At 34.9% G+C, this 16,864-nt stretch carries 17 protein-coding genes and 1 pseudogene; 17 read left to right on the plus strand and 1 reads right to left on the minus strand.

Annotated features, from left to right (window positions below; genetic code table 11):
* The 14 genes and pseudogenes from ACJMLH_RS03220 to ACJMLH_RS03285 all read left to right on the plus strand — a co-directional run.
* Positions 1-87: pseudogene (locus ACJMLH_RS03220) on the plus strand (riboflavin synthase); the annotation flags it as partial.
* Positions 88-99: 12 nt separating this feature from the next.
* Entirely contained in the window at positions 100-804 is a 705-nt protein-coding gene (locus ACJMLH_RS03225; protein WP_405274667.1) for a glycosyltransferase family 2 protein, read from the plus strand.
* A 9-nt stretch (positions 805-813) separates the two neighbouring features.
* Positions 814-1,161: a DUF2304 domain-containing protein gene (locus tag ACJMLH_RS03230; protein ID WP_405274669.1), complete on the plus strand. Its 348-nt coding sequence runs from the start codon at positions 814-816 to the stop codon at positions 1,159-1,161.
* 3 nt (positions 1,162-1,164) lie between these two features.
* Complete coding sequence (locus ACJMLH_RS03235) at positions 1,165-1,836, plus strand: (Fe-S)-binding protein (RefSeq protein ID WP_405274671.1); 672 nt, start codon at positions 1,165-1,167, stop codon at positions 1,834-1,836.
* On the plus strand, positions 1,823-3,025 hold the full coding sequence (locus ACJMLH_RS03240; RefSeq protein WP_405274673.1) for an LUD domain-containing protein: 1,203 nt from the start codon (positions 1,823-1,825) through the stop codon (positions 3,023-3,025). The genes ACJMLH_RS03235 and ACJMLH_RS03240 overlap by 14 nt, the downstream gene beginning before the upstream one ends.
* Positions 3,026-3,125: 100 nt before the next feature.
* Positions 3,126-3,839 (plus strand): (5-formylfuran-3-yl)methyl phosphate synthase, encoded by a 714-nt coding sequence (locus ACJMLH_RS03245; RefSeq protein ID WP_405274675.1) that lies wholly within the window; start codon positions 3,126-3,128, stop codon positions 3,837-3,839.
* Positions 3,840-3,852: 13 nt separating this feature from the next.
* Positions 3,853-5,340 carry an IMP dehydrogenase gene (gene guaB, locus ACJMLH_RS03250; protein WP_405274677.1) on the plus strand — a complete coding sequence of 496 codons (1,488 nt, stop codon included), beginning with the start codon at positions 3,853-3,855 and terminating at the stop codon, positions 5,338-5,340.
* Positions 5,341-5,603: 263 nt separating this feature from the next.
* Positions 5,604-5,873, plus strand: coding sequence for a 50S ribosomal protein L37Ae (gene rpl37A / locus ACJMLH_RS03255; protein WP_292874571.1), 270 nt, complete (start codon positions 5,604-5,606; stop codon positions 5,871-5,873).
* Positions 5,874-5,876: 3 nt separating this feature from the next.
* Positions 5,877-6,008, plus strand: a complete 132-nt coding sequence (locus tag ACJMLH_RS03260) for a DNA-directed RNA polymerase subunit P (RefSeq protein WP_082706360.1) — start codon at positions 5,877-5,879, stop codon at positions 6,006-6,008.
* Positions 6,009-6,050: 42 nt separating this feature from the next.
* On the plus strand, positions 6,051-6,539 hold the full coding sequence (locus ACJMLH_RS03265) for a Brix domain-containing protein (protein WP_405274679.1): 489 nt from the start codon (positions 6,051-6,053) through the stop codon (positions 6,537-6,539).
* Positions 6,532-6,798, plus strand: a complete 267-nt coding sequence (locus tag ACJMLH_RS03270) for a KEOPS complex subunit Pcc1 (RefSeq protein WP_405274681.1) — start codon at positions 6,532-6,534, stop codon at positions 6,796-6,798. The genes ACJMLH_RS03265 and ACJMLH_RS03270 overlap by 8 nt, the downstream gene beginning before the upstream one ends.
* 20 nt (positions 6,799-6,818) lie before the next feature.
* Positions 6,819-7,166: a prefoldin subunit beta gene (locus ACJMLH_RS03275; protein ID WP_405274683.1), complete on the plus strand. Its 348-nt coding sequence runs from the start codon at positions 6,819-6,821 to the stop codon at positions 7,164-7,166.
* A gap of 33 nt (positions 7,167-7,199) precedes the next feature.
* Positions 7,200-7,484 carry a DUF3194 domain-containing protein gene (locus tag ACJMLH_RS03280; protein WP_405274685.1) on the plus strand — a complete coding sequence of 95 codons (285 nt, stop codon included), beginning with the start codon at positions 7,200-7,202 and terminating at the stop codon, positions 7,482-7,484.
* A 620-nt stretch (positions 7,485-8,104) separates the two neighbouring features.
* Complete coding sequence (locus ACJMLH_RS03285; RefSeq protein ID WP_405274687.1) at positions 8,105-8,794, plus strand: HisA/HisF family protein; 690 nt, start codon at positions 8,105-8,107, stop codon at positions 8,792-8,794.
* Here the strand turns inward: ACJMLH_RS03285 and ACJMLH_RS03290 are convergent.
* The gene (locus ACJMLH_RS03290; protein WP_405274689.1) at positions 8,786-8,965 is read right to left on the minus strand and encodes a hypothetical protein; all 180 of its coding nucleotides are present in this window, start codon (positions 8,963-8,965) and stop codon (positions 8,786-8,788) included. The two genes, ACJMLH_RS03285 and ACJMLH_RS03290, sit on opposite strands and share 9 nt — an antisense overlap.
* Positions 8,966-9,074: 109 nt before the next feature.
* Here ACJMLH_RS03290 and ACJMLH_RS03295 point away from each other — a divergent pair, with 109 nt between their 5' ends.
* The 3 genes from ACJMLH_RS03295 to ACJMLH_RS03305 form a co-directional block, all read left to right on the plus strand.
* Positions 9,075-9,923, plus strand: a complete 849-nt coding sequence (locus ACJMLH_RS03295) for a cation diffusion facilitator family transporter (protein WP_405274691.1) — start codon at positions 9,075-9,077, stop codon at positions 9,921-9,923.
* Positions 9,924-9,940: 17 nt separating this feature from the next.
* Complete coding sequence (locus ACJMLH_RS03300; RefSeq protein ID WP_405274693.1) at positions 9,941-10,777, plus strand: PfkB family carbohydrate kinase; 837 nt, start codon at positions 9,941-9,943, stop codon at positions 10,775-10,777.
* A 163-nt stretch (positions 10,778-10,940) separates the two neighbouring features.
* Positions 10,941-16,864: DUF4011 domain-containing protein (locus ACJMLH_RS03305; protein ID WP_405274695.1), on the plus strand; the 5,924-nt coding region annotated here is incomplete at its 3' end.

Raw genomic sequence — 16,864 nt, forward strand, 5'->3', positions numbered from 1 at the left:
ATTAAAATGATGTATCACAGAAAAGCAATGAGAAAAGAAGCTGGAATGGGAATGCGTGAAGGAAAAGAGGATGCAGGACCATTATAAAAAAGGTGTAAAATGGAATATGAAATAACTGCCGAAGATAAAAACGCAACCTATGTGGTTCTTCCGGCATATAACGAAGCGACAAGAATCCAGCCTGTAATTGAAGACATTGCAGCGAAAGGATATAATATGGTCATTGTCAATGACGGTTCAACAGACAATACTCTGGATGTTATTCTGGAATCCAAAAGGAAATATCCAAATCAAATCCATGTCTTTTCTCTGATGATTAATCGTGGGGTGGGTGTTGCTACCCAAACAGGATTTGATGCCGTTTTGAAATTCAATCCGAAATATGTTGTCAGTATGGATTCCGATGGACAGCACTCAGCCGATGATTTGGATGCCGTGATAACACCATTGGTTACAGGGCAAGCCCAGGCAGTTATAGGCGTAAGGCCACTTGAGGACATGCCAAGAAGCAGAAATTATGCAAATGCCATAATGAATCTTTTAACAAGAATTTTTTATAGGGTGGACGTAAGCGATTCTCAAACAGGTTTCAGGGCCATTACCCGAGAGGCACTGGATAAGATTACCATTAATGCTACAGGATATCTCATATCTTCAGAATTCATACGTGAAATCAATGACAATGATATCCCATTTGCAGAAGTTCCAATCAAAACAATTTACACTCCAGAAACTCAAGCAAAAGGAACAAATACTGCTGCTGCAATAAAAATATTGCTTCAAATGATTAGACATCAATTTTAAGGTGATAATATGTTATTATATTCTTTAATATTTCCAATTATTTCTATTTTGGCCATAGTTTGGTTTATATTCAGATACTTTAAGGGGAAAAATTCTATAGTTACAACAGTATTGTGGACTCTTTTTTGGATTATTGTGGCAATATTTTCACTTTTCCCAGATTTAAGTAATCGATTTGCTAAATTGGTAGGTATAACCCGTGGTTTAGATTTTATTATCATTTTAGTATTCATAATATTGTTCTACACTGTTTTAAGACTTTACTTTATTGTTGATAAAATGCAGAATGATATGAATACCATAGTAAAACAGGTAGCAATACAAAATGAAATCACTCTTGATGACGAAGAGGAATAGGTCATGTTATATTTTAGAGGATGTACTGCAAGAGAAAAACAGACAGACATTGCAAAAGCCACAGAAAGACTTCTTGAAATTGCGGGTGTTGATTTTCATACATTGGATGATGAAAAATGCTGTGGGTCTGTATTGCTCCGAACAGGTTTCACAGATGAAGCCGCAGAGCAGATTAAAAAGAATACTGAAATTCTTAAAGATGAAAAGATTATCACTTCCTGTGCAGGATGCTATAAAACATTAAAGGATGATTATGAAGGTCTGGATGTTATACATATCTCACAGCTTTTGGATGAATTGATTAAAGAGGGTAAGTTGAAATTGTCCAAATCTGATTTGGAGGTTACCTATCATGATTCCTGTCATTTAGGCCGTCATTCAAATGTATTTGACGAACCTCGAAATGTTATCAATTCCGTTGCAAACCTTGTTGAAATGGAGAATACTCATGAAAACAGCCTGTGCTGCGGTGCGGGCGGAGGAGTTAAATCAGCTTATCCGGAAATTGCAAGTCAGATGGCACAATCAAGAATTGCACAGGCAAAGGAAACAGGTTGCAAAACATTGGTAACTCCATGTCCATTCTGCAAGCTTAATTTGGAAAATGAGGATATGGAAGTATTGGATTTAACAGAATTTCTTGTAAAGTATGGTGATGTTGATGAAGGCAAGTGAACTTGAAACAATGAGAAAATCATTCAATACGGTTAAAAAGCGATCAAACTCTATTAAGGAATCATCATCTACTAAAAGATTAATCAAAAGGGTTCGCGAAATCAAGAAATATTCCATTGAAAACAATGATAAACTATTCAGCCAGACTCTCGAATCATTTAAACGAAATGATATTGATTTTAAAATAGCAGATACTTCTCAGGATGCTTTGGATATCATTGATGAATTGCTTGAAGAATATGGATGCACTACAATAGCTAAAGCAAAATCAAATACTTTGGGTGAAATCAATCTTAAGGATCATCTTAAAGGCACTGACATTGACGTTGTTGAAACAGACCTTGGAGACAGAATTCTGCAGCTTAAAAAAACTGACAATAAGCCGGTTCATCCAACTGGTCCTGCTTCTCATTTAAATATATCAAAAATAACTGACATTGTCAATGAATCTCTAGATGCTAATGTTCATCCTGAAGCCAGGGAGATTATGGAAACCGTAAGAACTGATGTTCTAAAACGCCTTGAAAATGCCAATGTAGGTATAAGTGGAGCCAACGCTATAGCATCTGAAGAAGGATCCCTTGTAATGGTGCACAATGAGGGTAATATTTCGATAGTTTCACTCAAGGATTTGCATATAATTGTAGCTGGAATCGATAAAATAGTGCCTTCACTGGAGGACGCAATATCAGTTGTGAAGCTTGAAACAATCTTTGCAACAGGAAACTATGTAACTTCATATATGAATGTTATTTCAGGACCTTCAAAAACAGCAGACATTGAGAAAAAGTTACTGAAAAATATGTACGGCGCTGAAAAGGTTGTTGTAATACTTCTCGACAATGGAAGAAGTGAGGCAACTGCAGAATGCCTGTATTGTATTGGTTGCGGAAACTGTGTAGTTCACTGTCCGGTTTATAATGCTGTAGGTAATGAATTCGGATTCAACAATTACCTTGGAGGCCGTGGAGTTGCAATGTCAAAATTCATTGAAGATGATGAAACCTGCTATAATTCAGGCCTTTATATGTGCACTTTATGTGGATTATGCACACTAAATTGCCCGGTATCTATTCCTACTAATGAAATCATTGAAAACATGAGAAAATTGTCAACTGATGTGGGTTTCTATCCGAAAGCACATGGCATCATTAAAGATAATGTGTCTTATAAGGATTCACCTTATTAATTCTATTTTTTTTTAATTTTTTCTTAAAAACAATAATCTTATTAATAATAAAGAAGTAATATTATTATATTATAAAATTATATTTTATTGGAGGAAATTTATGCTTCTATTAATAAGTCCTATAAATCGTGAAGAAGCTCTTGAATCTATTGAAGGCGGAGCAGATATTGTTGATGTGAAAAATCCTAAGGAAGGTTCTTTGGGTGCTAATTTCCCTTGGGTCATTAAAGAAATCAGGGAATTGACTCCTGAAGATAAGCTTGTCAGCGCTACTTTAGGTGATGTGCCATACAAACCGGGTACAGTTTCTCTTGCAGCAATGGGTGCACACGTTTCAGGAGCAGATTATATTAAAGTTGGATTATATGGAACAAAAGACCATGATGAAGCGGTTGAAGTCATGGAAAATGTTGTAAAAACTGTTAAAGATGTAAGCGAAGATACAATTATTGTGGCAGCAGGTTATGCCGACGCTCACCGTGTAGGTGCAGTCGGTCCAATGGAAATTCCAAAAATAGCTAAAGACGCAGGCTGCGACCTTGCAATGCTGGACACTGCTGTTAAAGACGGTCACACATTATTCGATTATTTAGATATTGATCAATTAAAGGAATTTGTAGATGAAGCTCACAGCTATGATTTGTTAACTGCACTTGCAGGTTCTGTTAAAAAAGAACAGCTAAAACCATTGCATGACATCGGTTGTGATGTTGTAGGTATCAGGGGAGCTGCATGTGTAGGCGGTGACAGAAACACCGGTAAAATACATCATACTGCAGTTGCTGAGCTTAAAGAATTATTAGACTCATTTTAATCAGGTGTAAATTATGTCATATTCAAAAAAAGTTCAAGAAGCAAGAATGTCTTATACTTTTGATGATTTTCTCTTAACTCCAAATGCAAGTTATGTGGAACCAAAAGATATTTGTACAAATATTGAATTAGGTAAAGGAATTAAATTGAATATTCCTGTTTTAAGTGCGGCAATGGATACCGTAACTGAAGCGGAACTTGCAATCGCCATGGCACAGCAAGGTGGTATCGGAGTTATTCACAGAAATCTCTCACTGGAAAGGCAGGTTGAAGAAGTTAGGAAAGTTAAAAATGCTGAAGATTTAACCATTCGTGAAGTTATAACCATTTCGCCGGATTCCACTGTCAATGAAGCTGACGAACTGATGCGTGATCAACTCATCAGCGGTTTGCCGGTAGTTGATGATAATGATGAAGTGATGGGAATTATCTCTAAAAGGGATATCAGGCCGGTTTTAAAATCAGAACCTGCAACACCCATCAAAGACATAATGACTTCCGATGTCGTTACTGTTGAAGAAGGAGTTTCAGCTGAAGAAGCATTGAATGTAGCTTACGACAACAAGGTTGAAAGACTTCCTGTTGTCCGCAACGGCAAACTGGTTGGAATCATAACAATTAAAGATATCTTGAATCAGTCACAATATCCGAATGCAGCACGCGATAAAGACGGAAACTTTTTGGTTGCTGCAGCATGCGGTCCGTTTGATTTGGACAGGGCAATGGCTCTTGACCAGGCCGGTGCGGATATCATTTCCATTGACTGTGCTCATGCACATAACATGAATGTTGTCAAATTCACCGAAACAATTAAAGATAATATTGATGCTGAATTATGTGTTGGTAACATTGCAACTGCTGAAGCCGCAGAAGACCTGATATCCATGGGTGTGGATGCACTTAAAGTAGGTATCGGTCCGGGTTCAATGTGTACCACTCGTATTGTAGCAGGTGTGGGAGTACCTCAATTAACAGCTATTTCCGATGTTGCAGATGCTGCTGCAGATTCAGGAATTCCTGTTATTGCAGATGGAGGTATCAGATACTCAGGTGATGTTGCAAAAGCTATCGGTGCCGGTGCAGATGCAGTCATGCTTGGAAACTTACTTGCGGCATCCTTTGAAGCTCCAGGGGATATTGTTGTAATGAACGGTAAACAGTACAAAAAATATCGTGGAATGGGATCAATGGGTGCAATGACCAGCGAATATGATGGTGGAGCAGACAGATACTTCCAAGGTCAAAAAAGTAAAATGAACCATACCAAATATGTTCCTGAAGGAATTGAAGGTGCTGTACCATACAGAGGAACCATTGCAGAAATCTTGTTCCAGTTAGTTGGCGGTTTAAAATCCTCCATGGGTTACTGTGGTGCAAAGGATATTGCTGCAATGAAGGAAAAAGCAAGATTTGTTAGAATCACAAGCAGTGGTATTAAGGAATCCCACCCTCATGACTTGTTGATTACCAATGAAAGTCCTAATTATCCAACTCTTGAATAGTTGGGTAATTTCATTATATTTTTAGATGAGATTTGGAATATGGCACGAAGATTTATAGGTAATTAATTTTTCTCATCTAAATAATATTTTTTATTGTTTATCAACGGTTTTTTCTTTAAAATGCTTATTTTTAGCAAACATTTAAATATTAGTAACTACTATATTATCATATTAGATAATTTTATGATTATTTTAGATAATCTATGTAAATTAAAACTAATTTACATTTTTAATTAAATTTTATTATTACGGAGAGAATATAAATGGCAAGAACTAAAAAAGTAGGTATCACAGGTAGGTTCGGTGCAAGATACGGAAGAAAAGCAAAAAGATCTGTTAAAATCATTGAAGAAAACATGAAAAAAAATCATGTTTGTCCTAAATGTGATAGACCTTATGTAAAAAGACAAGCTGCTGGAATTTGGAAATGCAGAAAATGTGGTGCTGTATTCACCGGAGGAGCTTACGTTCCACAAACTCCTATGGCAAAATCTGCAGCACGCAGTATCAGAGATATTAAAGTGGAGGAATAAGCTTTGTATAGATGTCCACGTTGTGGAGCAGAAGTAGACCATAAAAGCTACATGGAAAATAAATGTCCTAAATGCAGATATAGGATTTTATTTAAAAATGTTCCAGAAACTACCAGAATTATAAAAGCAAGATAATTTTTTTGCTTTTACTAAATTTTTTACTATTTTTGATTTAAAATGTTAATTTCAACTTCTAGAAAACCTTCTCAAAAAACTAGAAAGTTTTGCAAAACTTTGGCGCGCACTACCGGTTCAACCTCTGTCAACAGAGGCAAAATGAACATGCGCGAACTTCTCCTAAAATCTCTAGAAGTCGATGAAATTAATTTGGCTATTGTTAATGAGATTAAAGGAAATCCAAGTAAAATTACTTTTTATTCAAATAAAGGAGAAGTTTTACTTGTTCTTCTTATCAGCATTTCCATGGACAATAACGAAAAGCTTAACATAGCCCCATCTCAATTGAAAATAGTTTCAAGTTTCGACAGGCTCAATGTCTTAAGCGACATTTTGGATATCGAATTAGTGGACAGGGCGGAAGACAATTTCATCATTATTTCTCAAGATGAAAATTTGGTAGCTAAAATTAATTTCGTTAATAAATTCGGAGAAAAGCTGAACTTCCAGATTAACGTTAAAAAGATTTTAGAGGCAGCACATGATTGATGAAACTCCTCTTGAATCTGTTAAAAGTAATATATCAGTTGAATTTGAAAGCAGTGCTCAGGCCAAAATAATTTATGATGCAATTATTTTGGAGTTTGAAACTGCTCCGGATTTCAGATCATCAATGACTATCGAGTTGGATGAATCTAAAATTTTAATCAATATTGATGCAGAAGATTCTACTTCTTTTAGGGCTTCTGTTAATTCAGCTATTAAATGGATTAAATTAGCATTAGAAATAAATAAATTAACAAACTAAATAATTAAATAGGTGATATTATGGAGATTCCTGAAAACATTCAAAATCAATTAAATCAGTTTCAACAGTTACAACAACAAGCTCAAGCTGTAACCATGCAAGTTCAAAACGTTGAAATTCAAATCCAAGAAACTGAAAAAGCTTTAGAAGAACTCAAAAAAACTGATGAAAATACTGAAGTATTTAAACAGGCCGGAACTTTACTTATTAAAGTTGATTATGCAGATGCATTGTCAGATATGGAAGACAAATTGGAAACCCTTCAATTGAGAAAACAAACCATGACCCGTCAAGAAGAAAGGGTTATGAAAAAACTTGAAGAGATGCAGGCTACTATTCAAGCTGCAATGCAAGGTATGGGCCAATAGGCTTAATACTTTATTTTCTTTTTTTAGATTAACATGTCAAAACTTAAACAATTAACCCAAGATGATTTATCTACTATTTCTGATGATTTCGGTGAAATTTTAGAGCGTGAAGTTTCTAAAAATATTCCTACAAAGGAAGTTGAAGATTTGGATTTGGACATTATCATCAATTATGAAAACAATCAATTGGATGTTGATGTTGATGTTGGGGTTTTATTTGATGCGCTTTCCGAAATAAATCAAGATCAAATCATGAAAGCTATTGATGAGGCTTATTTACAGTTTGATTTATATATTGATGAAAATTACAGGGAATGATTATTTTTTTTTCAAATGTTGAGTAATACTTTTATAGTTCTTTTTATTATAATAAGTATTACTTTTTTATAAAAAAGTATTTATAATAGTAATTTACAATATAGTTATGTGCAAGAACAAGTATATGATTCAGCCATATTAATTGCATATAATGTTTGAAGTAACACAATAGCTTAGCAATTATATTTAAAAACAATTATGACTATCTTTCAATTTCCCTCTAATTGTTACTTCAAACTGATTTTTTTCAAATAGACTTTATCAAGCTAATTTTATTAAATTTTACCAATTTATTTTTCTTGAAAATCTTCCGTTTTATGTTTTCATATATACTGATATTGTTTGTTTAATTATAATAGAAAAAATTTTATTTTTAGTTATTTTTTAGGAATTTTTTTAAAAATTACATATTCAAGTTTACTTTAATTTTTCTAAAATAGAGTAACATTTATATACTATGTGACTAAAACTAATAAGTAGAGGTTCATAACTTCGTTGTTATTAATCTTAAATTGATCATTATTTTTATATACTCGGAGGAGGCAAAAAACACGTCAGCCTTCTCCACCTCCTTGAATTTTTTTAAAATCTTTTTATACTTTGATATTCTAACTATTATTATGATTAAAAAAATTCCAGTTATTGATTTGAAACATCATCAGGCCGTAAGCGGCAAATCAGGTATGAGAGATACATACACACCACTAAAAACTGTTTTTGCACCTTCTTCAAGTCCTGTTGAAATAGCACAGGGTCTGAAATTAAACGGTGCAGATGAAATGTACATTGCCGATTTGGATTTGATTGAATCTCAGGGCCACAACATCGATGACATCAAAATGGTTAATACAATTCTGCCGGTGATGTTTGACGGTGGCGTCAAAAACATTGAAGGGTTTGAATTTTTCCTGGATTATGCATTTAAGATTATCGTGCCTACAGAAACACTTGAAAGCATAGATGAAATGCGAAAAATATTTGAAAAATATCCTAAAGAAAGGATTGTTGTCAGTGTTGATGTTAAAAACAACGAGCTTCTTGCAAAAAACTTTGATTTGAGTCTTCAGGAATTTAAGGAGATTTTAAAAGAGCTTGATCCTAATGAAATAATTCTTTTGGACATTACCGGCGTAGGTACAGAAAAAGGATATAATAAAAAACTTCTGGAAGAATTTGATGAACTGAAAGACAAACTGATAATTGCAGGTGGTTTAAATAAACAGTCTCTTGGTGAATTGGAAACTTTGGGAATAAAAAAAGTATTGATAGGTACAAGCCTGCATTCAGGTGAAGTCAGGCTTCTAGACTAAAACACTTAAGATTATGTATGGGAAAATGCATGCTATGATAAATAATGCAATTCCTAAACCTAACTTAGGTTTGTCTTCATCAAATGAACCTGATATTATTAATATTATTGCGAAAAATCCTAAAATTACAGGAATGATATGTGAAAATATTGTTGTTCCAACTATAGCCATTTTTAATCACTACTATAATTTACTTTTTTTAATTATATAAATATAACTTTAATTTTTCTATTTTTAAGGTTAAATAAGTTATTTATAGTTCAAAGATATATTAATAGTCATGAGGATTGACACGCATCATCATCACAAAAAAGCAGGTGAAAACCTTGCATTTGTTTTTTTCATGAATCTGATATTCAATATTATTGTCATAGTCGGAGGTTTGGCTACAAACAGTATGGCAATACTGGCTGACTGCATTCATGATATGTCTGATACCATTTCAATAGCCTTGGCATGGGCATTGGAAAGAGTTGCCCAAAAAAACTCAACAGACAAATATTCTTATGGCTATCAAAGGTTTTCCATTCTTGGGGCTGTCATAATATCAGTTTTTGTTATTGTTATGGCCTTTATTATTCTTAAGGAGGCCATTCCAAGATTATTTGCTCCTGAAGGTGTTGATGCAGGTGGAATGCTTTTAGTGGCAATTGTAGGCATAATCTTCAAGTCAATTTCTGTTCATCGTCTCCATAAAGGTGAAACGTTCAATGAAAAAGCCATTCTATTCCATCAGCTCGGTGATGTTTTTGAATGGGTGGCCATTTTGATTTTAAGTTTGGTGTTGATGTTTTGGGATGGCGCATCATACTTGGATCCCTTTGTTTCAATTGGAATTGCATTATGGCTGATTTTTAACTTGGGCCGCAATTTGTACAAATCTGTGGAGGTTTTACTTCAAAAAACACCCGATAATTTTGATGTTGATGAATTCAAGGAGCTGATCTTGGCGGTTGATGGTGTTAGGGATATTGAAGATTTTCATGTCTGGTCACTTGATGGAATAGATTCTGTCATGACGTTAAAGGTCGGTGTCGATTTTGGAAGAGATGTTTCAGAAATTAAAAAAGAGATTTATAATATTTCCAACAGATATCATGTTGTAGATATTACAATTGAAATAGATTAAATTTTTAGAGGAACTTTATGGTGGAACAGGGAACTTTAGTTGTCATCGGACCGGTAACCGAAGATTTGGTGATTATTGGAGATGAAAATTCCCGCAAGATTGGTGGGGCAACTTATTTTCAGTCATTTGTCTTTGAAGAGTTTTTCAATGATTATTTGGCTATCGTGAATTGTTCGGATGAAAGTCTTATTAAAGATTTTCCCAATTTGGATAAAATTAAGGTAATATTAAAAGAAGATACTCATTTTTTTATAAACAATTATCCAAATCCCAATGATTTGAATATCCGCCAGCAGATGAGCAATTTTGCCAGAATTCCAATTTTGAAAAGCGATTTGGAAAGTATTCTTGAGGATGTTAATGTCGGGGCTTTTGTAGTTAATCCCCTGAATCGCTATGATTTTCCAATTGAGACTATTGAATATTTGAAAAGTTTTGAGGTTCCTCTGTTCATGTCAATACAGGGATTTTTAAGACTTCCTGATGTTAAAGTAAATGAAAATTACACTATGAAATTAGATGACTTTGATGGGTTAAGTCATGTTTTAAGAGGGGTTAATGCAATATTTTTAGATGAATCTGAAAAAAACATCATTGGTCTTGACTTTGATGTAGATGAGATTGTCATAACAAATGGTTCTCATGGTTCTACAATAATTTCAGATTCGCAAATAAAAATTGAAGCAGTAGAATGTGTAAATGTTGTGGATACCACCGGCTGTGGAGATACATACATGGCAGCCTACATTTCTCAAAGATTAAAGGGCTATACCAAAAAAGAGTCAGGTAATTTTGCTTCTTCAATTGCTAGCAAAAAAATAGAAAACTTAGGTCCATTTAACATTAAAAAATAGTTTATCTTATGGTGTAAGGTCTATTTTTGTTATTTAATCAATAATTTCTTATTGTATTATTGGTTTTAATCAATTTTAATAACTTTTAGAAAACTTTATAAATTATATGAATTATAATTATATATGTCTTTCTGAATTTTTTTTACACTTTTAAAGGGTCATCATGATAAACAAATCAAGTAATATAATCGAAAAGGAATTTAAGAATTTACGTAGGGAGCTATTAGATTTAACCTTAAGAAATCAGCTTCTTAACTTTAAATCAAGAGCCAAAACCATTACTATAGTAAATCAGTCTCCTGTAAATCTTTTCCAAACATTAGTCCTTCAAAATGCCAAAATGTATTTTGTAGCCAATAAGAAGGATAAGAAGGAAGACAAATCTTCAGTTTGGGACCATATTCCATTTGATTTTTCAAAGTTTTCAGAAGGAGACAGGAAATTAGCTACTGATTTGACTCCTAAGGAACTTCAAAAAAGATTATATTACATCAACAACCAGGCTAAGACAATGCTTCAGGAGCAGGGTTATAACATTCTATACCTGGCTGTTGGATTTTTGGAATGGAAAGACAAATCCAAACCAAGACAGAAAAACAATGCTCCTCTGGTTCTGATTCCGGTTGCAATAGAAAGGAAAAAGGTTGGGGAATCATTCAACCTTGAATGGACCGGTGAAGATATTCAGACAAATATTTCACTTAAGGCTAAATTATTGGAGGCAGGACTCGAGCTTCCGGATTTTGAATTTAAAAGATACGGTGAAGTCATTGACCATTACATAGCAAGTGTTCGCCGTGCGGTATCACGTATGGAAGGATGGGAAGTTAACAGTAATGTGGCTTTAGGTTTCTTCAGTTTTACAAAATTCGTAATGTATAATGATTTAAACCCCGAAGCATGGGCAGATAATGTCGATTTGACTAAAAATGAACTGATTCAGGCTATTTTTAACCCTGCTAAAAACGATCAGGAAGCATTCAGGGAAGAAGATATTGATTCTCAGCTTGAATACAGGTCAATGTATCAGGTCCTGGATGCCGATTCATCACAGATTGCTGCTATTCAGGATGTTAAGGCAGGAAGGAACCTGGTTGTGGAAGGACCTCCTGGAACAGGTAAGTCACAGACAATCGTGAATCTAATAGCTGAGCTTTTAGCCGAAGGCAAATCAGTTTTATTCGTATCAGAGAAAATGGCAGCGTTGGATGTTGTAAAGGACAGGTTGACTTCAGTAGGTTTGGGCAAATTTGTCCTGGAACTGCATTCACATAAGACAAGACGTAAAAAGTTCCTAAAAGACCTTCAAAAGGCAACAAATGTACGTGCTCAGGAGCCGTTAAACATTGACCAGACTATTCGAAAACTGGAAACCCTTCGCCGTCAGTTGGATGACTATTCTCAAATTATTCACAAACCGGTATTTGCCGTTAACTTATCAGCATTTCAATTATACGGTATGAAGGAATCTGCCGATGACCATTTTGCCCGTAAAAACGCATTAATGCCATTGGTCAGATTTGAAAGTCCGGAAAGTGTCACCCTGAAAGATCTTGATGACATGAAAATTGCCCTTGAAAATCTTGCGGAATTGTATCAGACAATATCCAAGGAAAATCCATGGAGCAAATGCGCTCCGAAAAGTTTGCTTCCGGCGGATTTAAGGGAAATTGAAATGTTAATCAACGATTCCCTTCACAGTTTGGATAACTTTTTGGTAGAGCGGGGAAGGGTCTATGACATCTATGGAATCAAACAGCCGAATACATTAAACGAATTTGAAAATTCACTTTCCGCATTTGAAATAATCAAGTCCCAAAATGCAGAACTCATTGATGGGTCCATCATAAAATCAGGCGCATGGAACAATAACAACGATGATGCGTTCCTGCTTATTAGAGAACTTGAAAAATACCAGAAATATGCACCGGCTCTTGATAAGTTTAATCAGAGCATTTATCAGGCAGATATTGACAGATTGATAGCACAGCTTCATCAGATTTCAAACAAGAGATTCCGCCTGTTCAACAACAATCAGCACATAGAACTTGTCGAGAGATATTATGCAGTGCCGGTTTCAGGAAGTGCTGAAGAAATTATTCGTGAACTTAAGCAGGCAAAAGCAATTATTAAGATTAGGAAAACCCTCGAAGCAAATGATGCGCTGGGCCGAAAATACTTCGGAGGATATTGGCATCTCAATGCAAATCCAGATGACTTGAAGGCAATTGCCCGATGGATGCATGAATTTACAGCCCTTGTGCGTGATGGAACATTTTCCGAAAATACAATAGAGTTAATGAGCAGGGATTTATATGACATTAAACCTGAAAGGGACCTTGCCGAATACATTGAAGCCGGTGAAGAATTTGAAAGGGTTTTATCAAAATTAAGAGATAAGTTAAATCCTAGAAGTAAATTAATCTTTAAAAGAGACACAGGAGATGTGCCGTTTGAAGCATGGAAAGAACAGTTGTATAATTGGAGAGGACAGCTATCAAGCCTTCATTTATGGTCACAATACTTAAATACTAAAAATGCACTCAAAACTTCCAATGCAAAAATGTTTGTAGATTCAATTGAAAAAAGAAACATTAAAAAGGATGATATTGAAGCATTGGTTGATGGAAACTTTGCAGATTCACTTTTAAACATATTATTTGTAGAAAATCATGAACTTGCCACCTTTGTTGGTGAACTTCATGAGAACAGAATTAAGGAATTCAAGGATTTGGACAGGAAGATTCTAACATTAAACAGAAAAAGAATTTTCCATAAGCTGAACAGTAACATCCCGAAAATATTTGGTGGAACTGAAAATCCACAGGCCAAGATACTTGCAGGGGAATTTACAAGAAAAAGCGGGCACATGCCGGTAAGAAAACTTTTGGAAAAAGCAGGCGGTATGATAAAACAGATTAAGCCTTGCTTTATGATGTCTCCTTTATCCATTGCACAATACTTGGATCCGACAAATGAGGAACTGCAGTTCGATGTAGTTATCTTTGACGAAGCAAGTCAGGTAAAACCTGAAGATGCATTGGGAGCATTTATGAGAGGTAAAACTGCAGTTGTTATGGGAGATACTCAACAGTTGCCTCCTACTTCATTTTTCGATCAGATGTCTGATGCGGACAGTGATGAGGAGGAAGCGACATCACTGGATATGGAAAGTATTCTGCATTTATGTAAATTGTCATTCCCTGTTAAAATGCTTAAATGGCACTACAGATCACGCCATGAATCATTAATTACTGTATCAAACCGTGAATTTTATGATGATGATTTACTTGTATATCCATCTCCATCACATAACGACCCTGAACTGGGTTTAAAATTCCATTACAATCCGAACACACAATATCTGAGAGGAGCATCATCTGCAAATCCTCTTGAAGCAGAGGATGTAGTGGAGGAAATTTTCAATCACTTTGAAAAATACGGCGATACAAAAAGTTTAGGTGTCGGAACATTTTCAGTTGCACAGAAAAATGCAATTCTTGAAGCCCTTGAGGTAAAGCGTAAGGAAAGACCTGAATTCGAACCGTTATTCTCAGATAATAAGGAAGAACGTTTCTTTGTTAAAAACCTTGAAACCATTCAGGGAGATGAAAGGGACGTCATTTTAATCAGTGTAGGATACGGTTACGACCAGGACGGAAAAATGTCCTTAAACTTTGGTCCTTTAAATCAGGATGGTGGAGAAAGACGTTTAAATGTATTGATTACACGTGCAAGAGAAAAATGTGTAGTATTCTCAAACTTTAAAGCTTATGACATGAAATTAACCGCAAATCCTCCATATGGTGTCAAATCCTTAAAGGAATTTTTGGAATATGCAGAAAACTTGACACTTGGAACCAATAGTCCTGAAGCATACTCAAAAGAACCGTTTGAAGATGCGATAGCCAGCTTTTTGGAAGAAAACGGATATACTGTTGACAGACAAATAGGCTGTGCAGGATTTAGGGTGGATTTAGCTATAGTCGATGATGAAAATCCTGGAAAATACATTTTAGGAATCACTACTGATGGAAAAATGTATTCCTCAAGTAAAGTAGCCCGTGACAGGGACAGACTTCGTGAACAGGTCTTGACCGGATTGGGCTGGAAATTATATCATCTATGGTCAACCGACTGGTATAGAAACAGGGATTTAGGACGTAAAAAGCTATTGGAAAATGTTGAAAAATCAATCAGAAGAACTCGTGAAGAAGAAAGGCGCAGGTCTGAAGAAGAGAAAAAGCTAGCTGAAAAAAGAAGATTGGAAGCTGAAAAGAAAGCTGAAGAATTGAGATTGGCTCGTGAAAAAGAAGAACAGGAACGTGCCAAAAAAGAAGCTGAAGAAAATGAAGTAAATCCTGAAGATATTGGTCCAAATGACTTTGTTGAAGTTGAAAAAGTTGATGATGGAGATGTCTTTGAAAAACCTATTGATGTTTCACAGATTAATCCAGAAGAATTCTTTGATGATGATATAAAAACTGATTCCAGTGAAAATGCTCAAGATAATTCCATTAATGAAGATAATACTTCCCAAAAGGAAACTCCTTCAGAATTTGTTGTTGATGATACTCCTGATGAGGAAATAAAAATTGAAGAAACTCCTTCAGAATTTGTTGTTGATAATACTCCTGATGAGGAAATAAAAATTGAAGAAACTCCTTCCGAATTTATGGCCTCTGATGTTGAGGAGGAGGTTGTTAGTGAAGCTTCCGGCGTTGATGATGTTGATGTTGGTGATGAGGTTGTTAGTGAAGCTTCTGATGTTAGTGATGAAATTCCTAATGAAAAAGAAGACACAACTGAAAATGAAACATCTGGCGATGATAAAGAAATATGGGAAGCAAATGAAGAACCGGAAAATCAAAATGATGACGCCGAAGTTTGGGAAGAAGATGACGGAATCTCACCTGAAGACAATGCCGAAGTTTGGGAAAACGATAGGGATTATGCTGATGAAGATGACTCTCAATCACAATCATTAACTCAAAAAGTAAAATCATTCTTTAAACATGGAGACTCTGATGGAGAAAGTTCCTCAAAAAGTTCATTTTTCTCAGCACTTAAATTTGACAGTGGTTTAGAAGAAAATTCAGATTTTGAAGATGAATTGAAAGAGAAAATAAAACAACCTCTTGAAGATGAAAAAGTTGATTTGGGCTCTGACGATGATTACATTTATGTTGACCACTCAAATGATGAATCACATGAAGATATGGAAGAGCCAGAAATGCCTGACATTAATGATTATGTTTCAAAAGAAGAATTTGATTATTCTGTAGATGAAGAACCTGTTGTTGAAGAGAAGGTCTCTGATAATGTGGCTCAAAATAAAAAATTCAAAAAGCCAATTTTCAGCGATAAAATCAATATTGACACTGATGATGATTTTAATTACAGGGATGAAGATTTTAATATTGATATGAGTTCTCATGATGTTGATGATGTTGTTGCAGAAGATAACATTAACGATAGTAAAACTGCAGATTTGGGTTCTCATGATGTTGAGGATAACATTTACGATGATGAAAAGGCAGATACTGATTCTGCTCGTGTTGAAGAGGATGTTGTTGTTGAGGATAACATTAACGATGGTGAAAAGGTAGATTTAGGGCCTGATGACGATTATATTTATGTAGATCACTCAAATGATGAAGTAATTGAAGAAACTGAAACTGTTGAGGATACTCATGTATATGAAGACAAACCTCAAAAAGAAGTTAAAGCCGAAAATAAATCCAGAAAATCCAAATTTGTGAAAAATATCATATCTGGAGTAGTTAGTGGTGAATCCAGATTACAACCTGAAGAGATAGAAACTGTCCGTGGAGAAATCATGGATGATGATGAAACTCCAATGTATAGGCCTGCTCCTGATGATGAAAATGTAGTTGAAGCAGAAATTGTAAACGGTGATGATTTCTTCTCAGATGAAATTTTAGAAAAGCCAACTCCAAAAGAAGACTATTTTGAAGATGATGAGGAGTTGAATATTTTCACAGATGAATTGCCTGATTTAAGTCATGATGAATATGATGAAATTCACGATGAGGCAACAGAAATAATTGATAAGGCCATGAGTGA

Origin of the sequence: Methanobrevibacter sp., assembly GCF_045116495.1 — an archaeon.
Classification (GTDB): domain Archaea; phylum Methanobacteriota; class Methanobacteria; order Methanobacteriales; family Methanobacteriaceae; genus Methanocatella.

What these genes read in the sequence shown, in the direction of transcription:
- ACJMLH_RS03230 (WP_405274669.1), top strand. Translation starts at nt 814, where the DNA reads ATGTTATTATATTCTTTAATATTTCCAATTATTTCTATTTTGGCCATA.
- ACJMLH_RS03275 (WP_405274683.1), top strand. Translation starts at nt 6,819, where the DNA reads ATGGAGATTCCTGAAAACATTCAAAATCAATTAAATCAGTTTCAACAG.
- ACJMLH_RS03295 (WP_405274691.1), top strand. Translation starts at nt 9,075, where the DNA reads ATGAGGATTGACACGCATCATCATCACAAAAAAGCAGGTGAAAACCTT.
- ACJMLH_RS03280 (WP_405274685.1), top strand. Translation starts at nt 7,200, where the DNA reads ATGTCAAAACTTAAACAATTAACCCAAGATGATTTATCTACTATTTCT.
- rpl37A (WP_292874571.1), top strand. Translation starts at nt 5,604, where the DNA reads ATGGCAAGAACTAAAAAAGTAGGTATCACAGGTAGGTTCGGTGCAAGA.
- ACJMLH_RS03290 (WP_405274689.1), bottom strand. Translation starts at nt 8,965, where the DNA reads ATGGCTATAGTTGGAACAACAATATTTTCACATATCATTCCTGTAATT.
- ACJMLH_RS03240 (WP_405274673.1), top strand. Translation starts at nt 1,823, where the DNA reads ATGAAGGCAAGTGAACTTGAAACAATGAGAAAATCATTCAATACGGTT.
- ACJMLH_RS03235 (WP_405274671.1), top strand. Translation starts at nt 1,165, where the DNA reads ATGTTATATTTTAGAGGATGTACTGCAAGAGAAAAACAGACAGACATT.
- guaB (WP_405274677.1), top strand. Translation starts at nt 3,853, where the DNA reads ATGTCATATTCAAAAAAAGTTCAAGAAGCAAGAATGTCTTATACTTTT.
- ACJMLH_RS03265 (WP_405274679.1), top strand. Translation starts at nt 6,051, where the DNA reads ATGTTAATTTCAACTTCTAGAAAACCTTCTCAAAAAACTAGAAAGTTT.
- ACJMLH_RS03300 (WP_405274693.1), top strand. Translation starts at nt 9,941, where the DNA reads ATGGTGGAACAGGGAACTTTAGTTGTCATCGGACCGGTAACCGAAGAT.
- ACJMLH_RS03245 (WP_405274675.1), top strand. Translation starts at nt 3,126, where the DNA reads ATGCTTCTATTAATAAGTCCTATAAATCGTGAAGAAGCTCTTGAATCT.
- ACJMLH_RS03225 (WP_405274667.1), top strand. Translation starts at nt 100, where the DNA reads ATGGAATATGAAATAACTGCCGAAGATAAAAACGCAACCTATGTGGTT.
- ACJMLH_RS03270 (WP_405274681.1), top strand. Translation starts at nt 6,532, where the DNA reads ATGATTGATGAAACTCCTCTTGAATCTGTTAAAAGTAATATATCAGTT.
- ACJMLH_RS03285 (WP_405274687.1), top strand. Translation starts at nt 8,105, where the DNA reads ATGATTAAAAAAATTCCAGTTATTGATTTGAAACATCATCAGGCCGTA.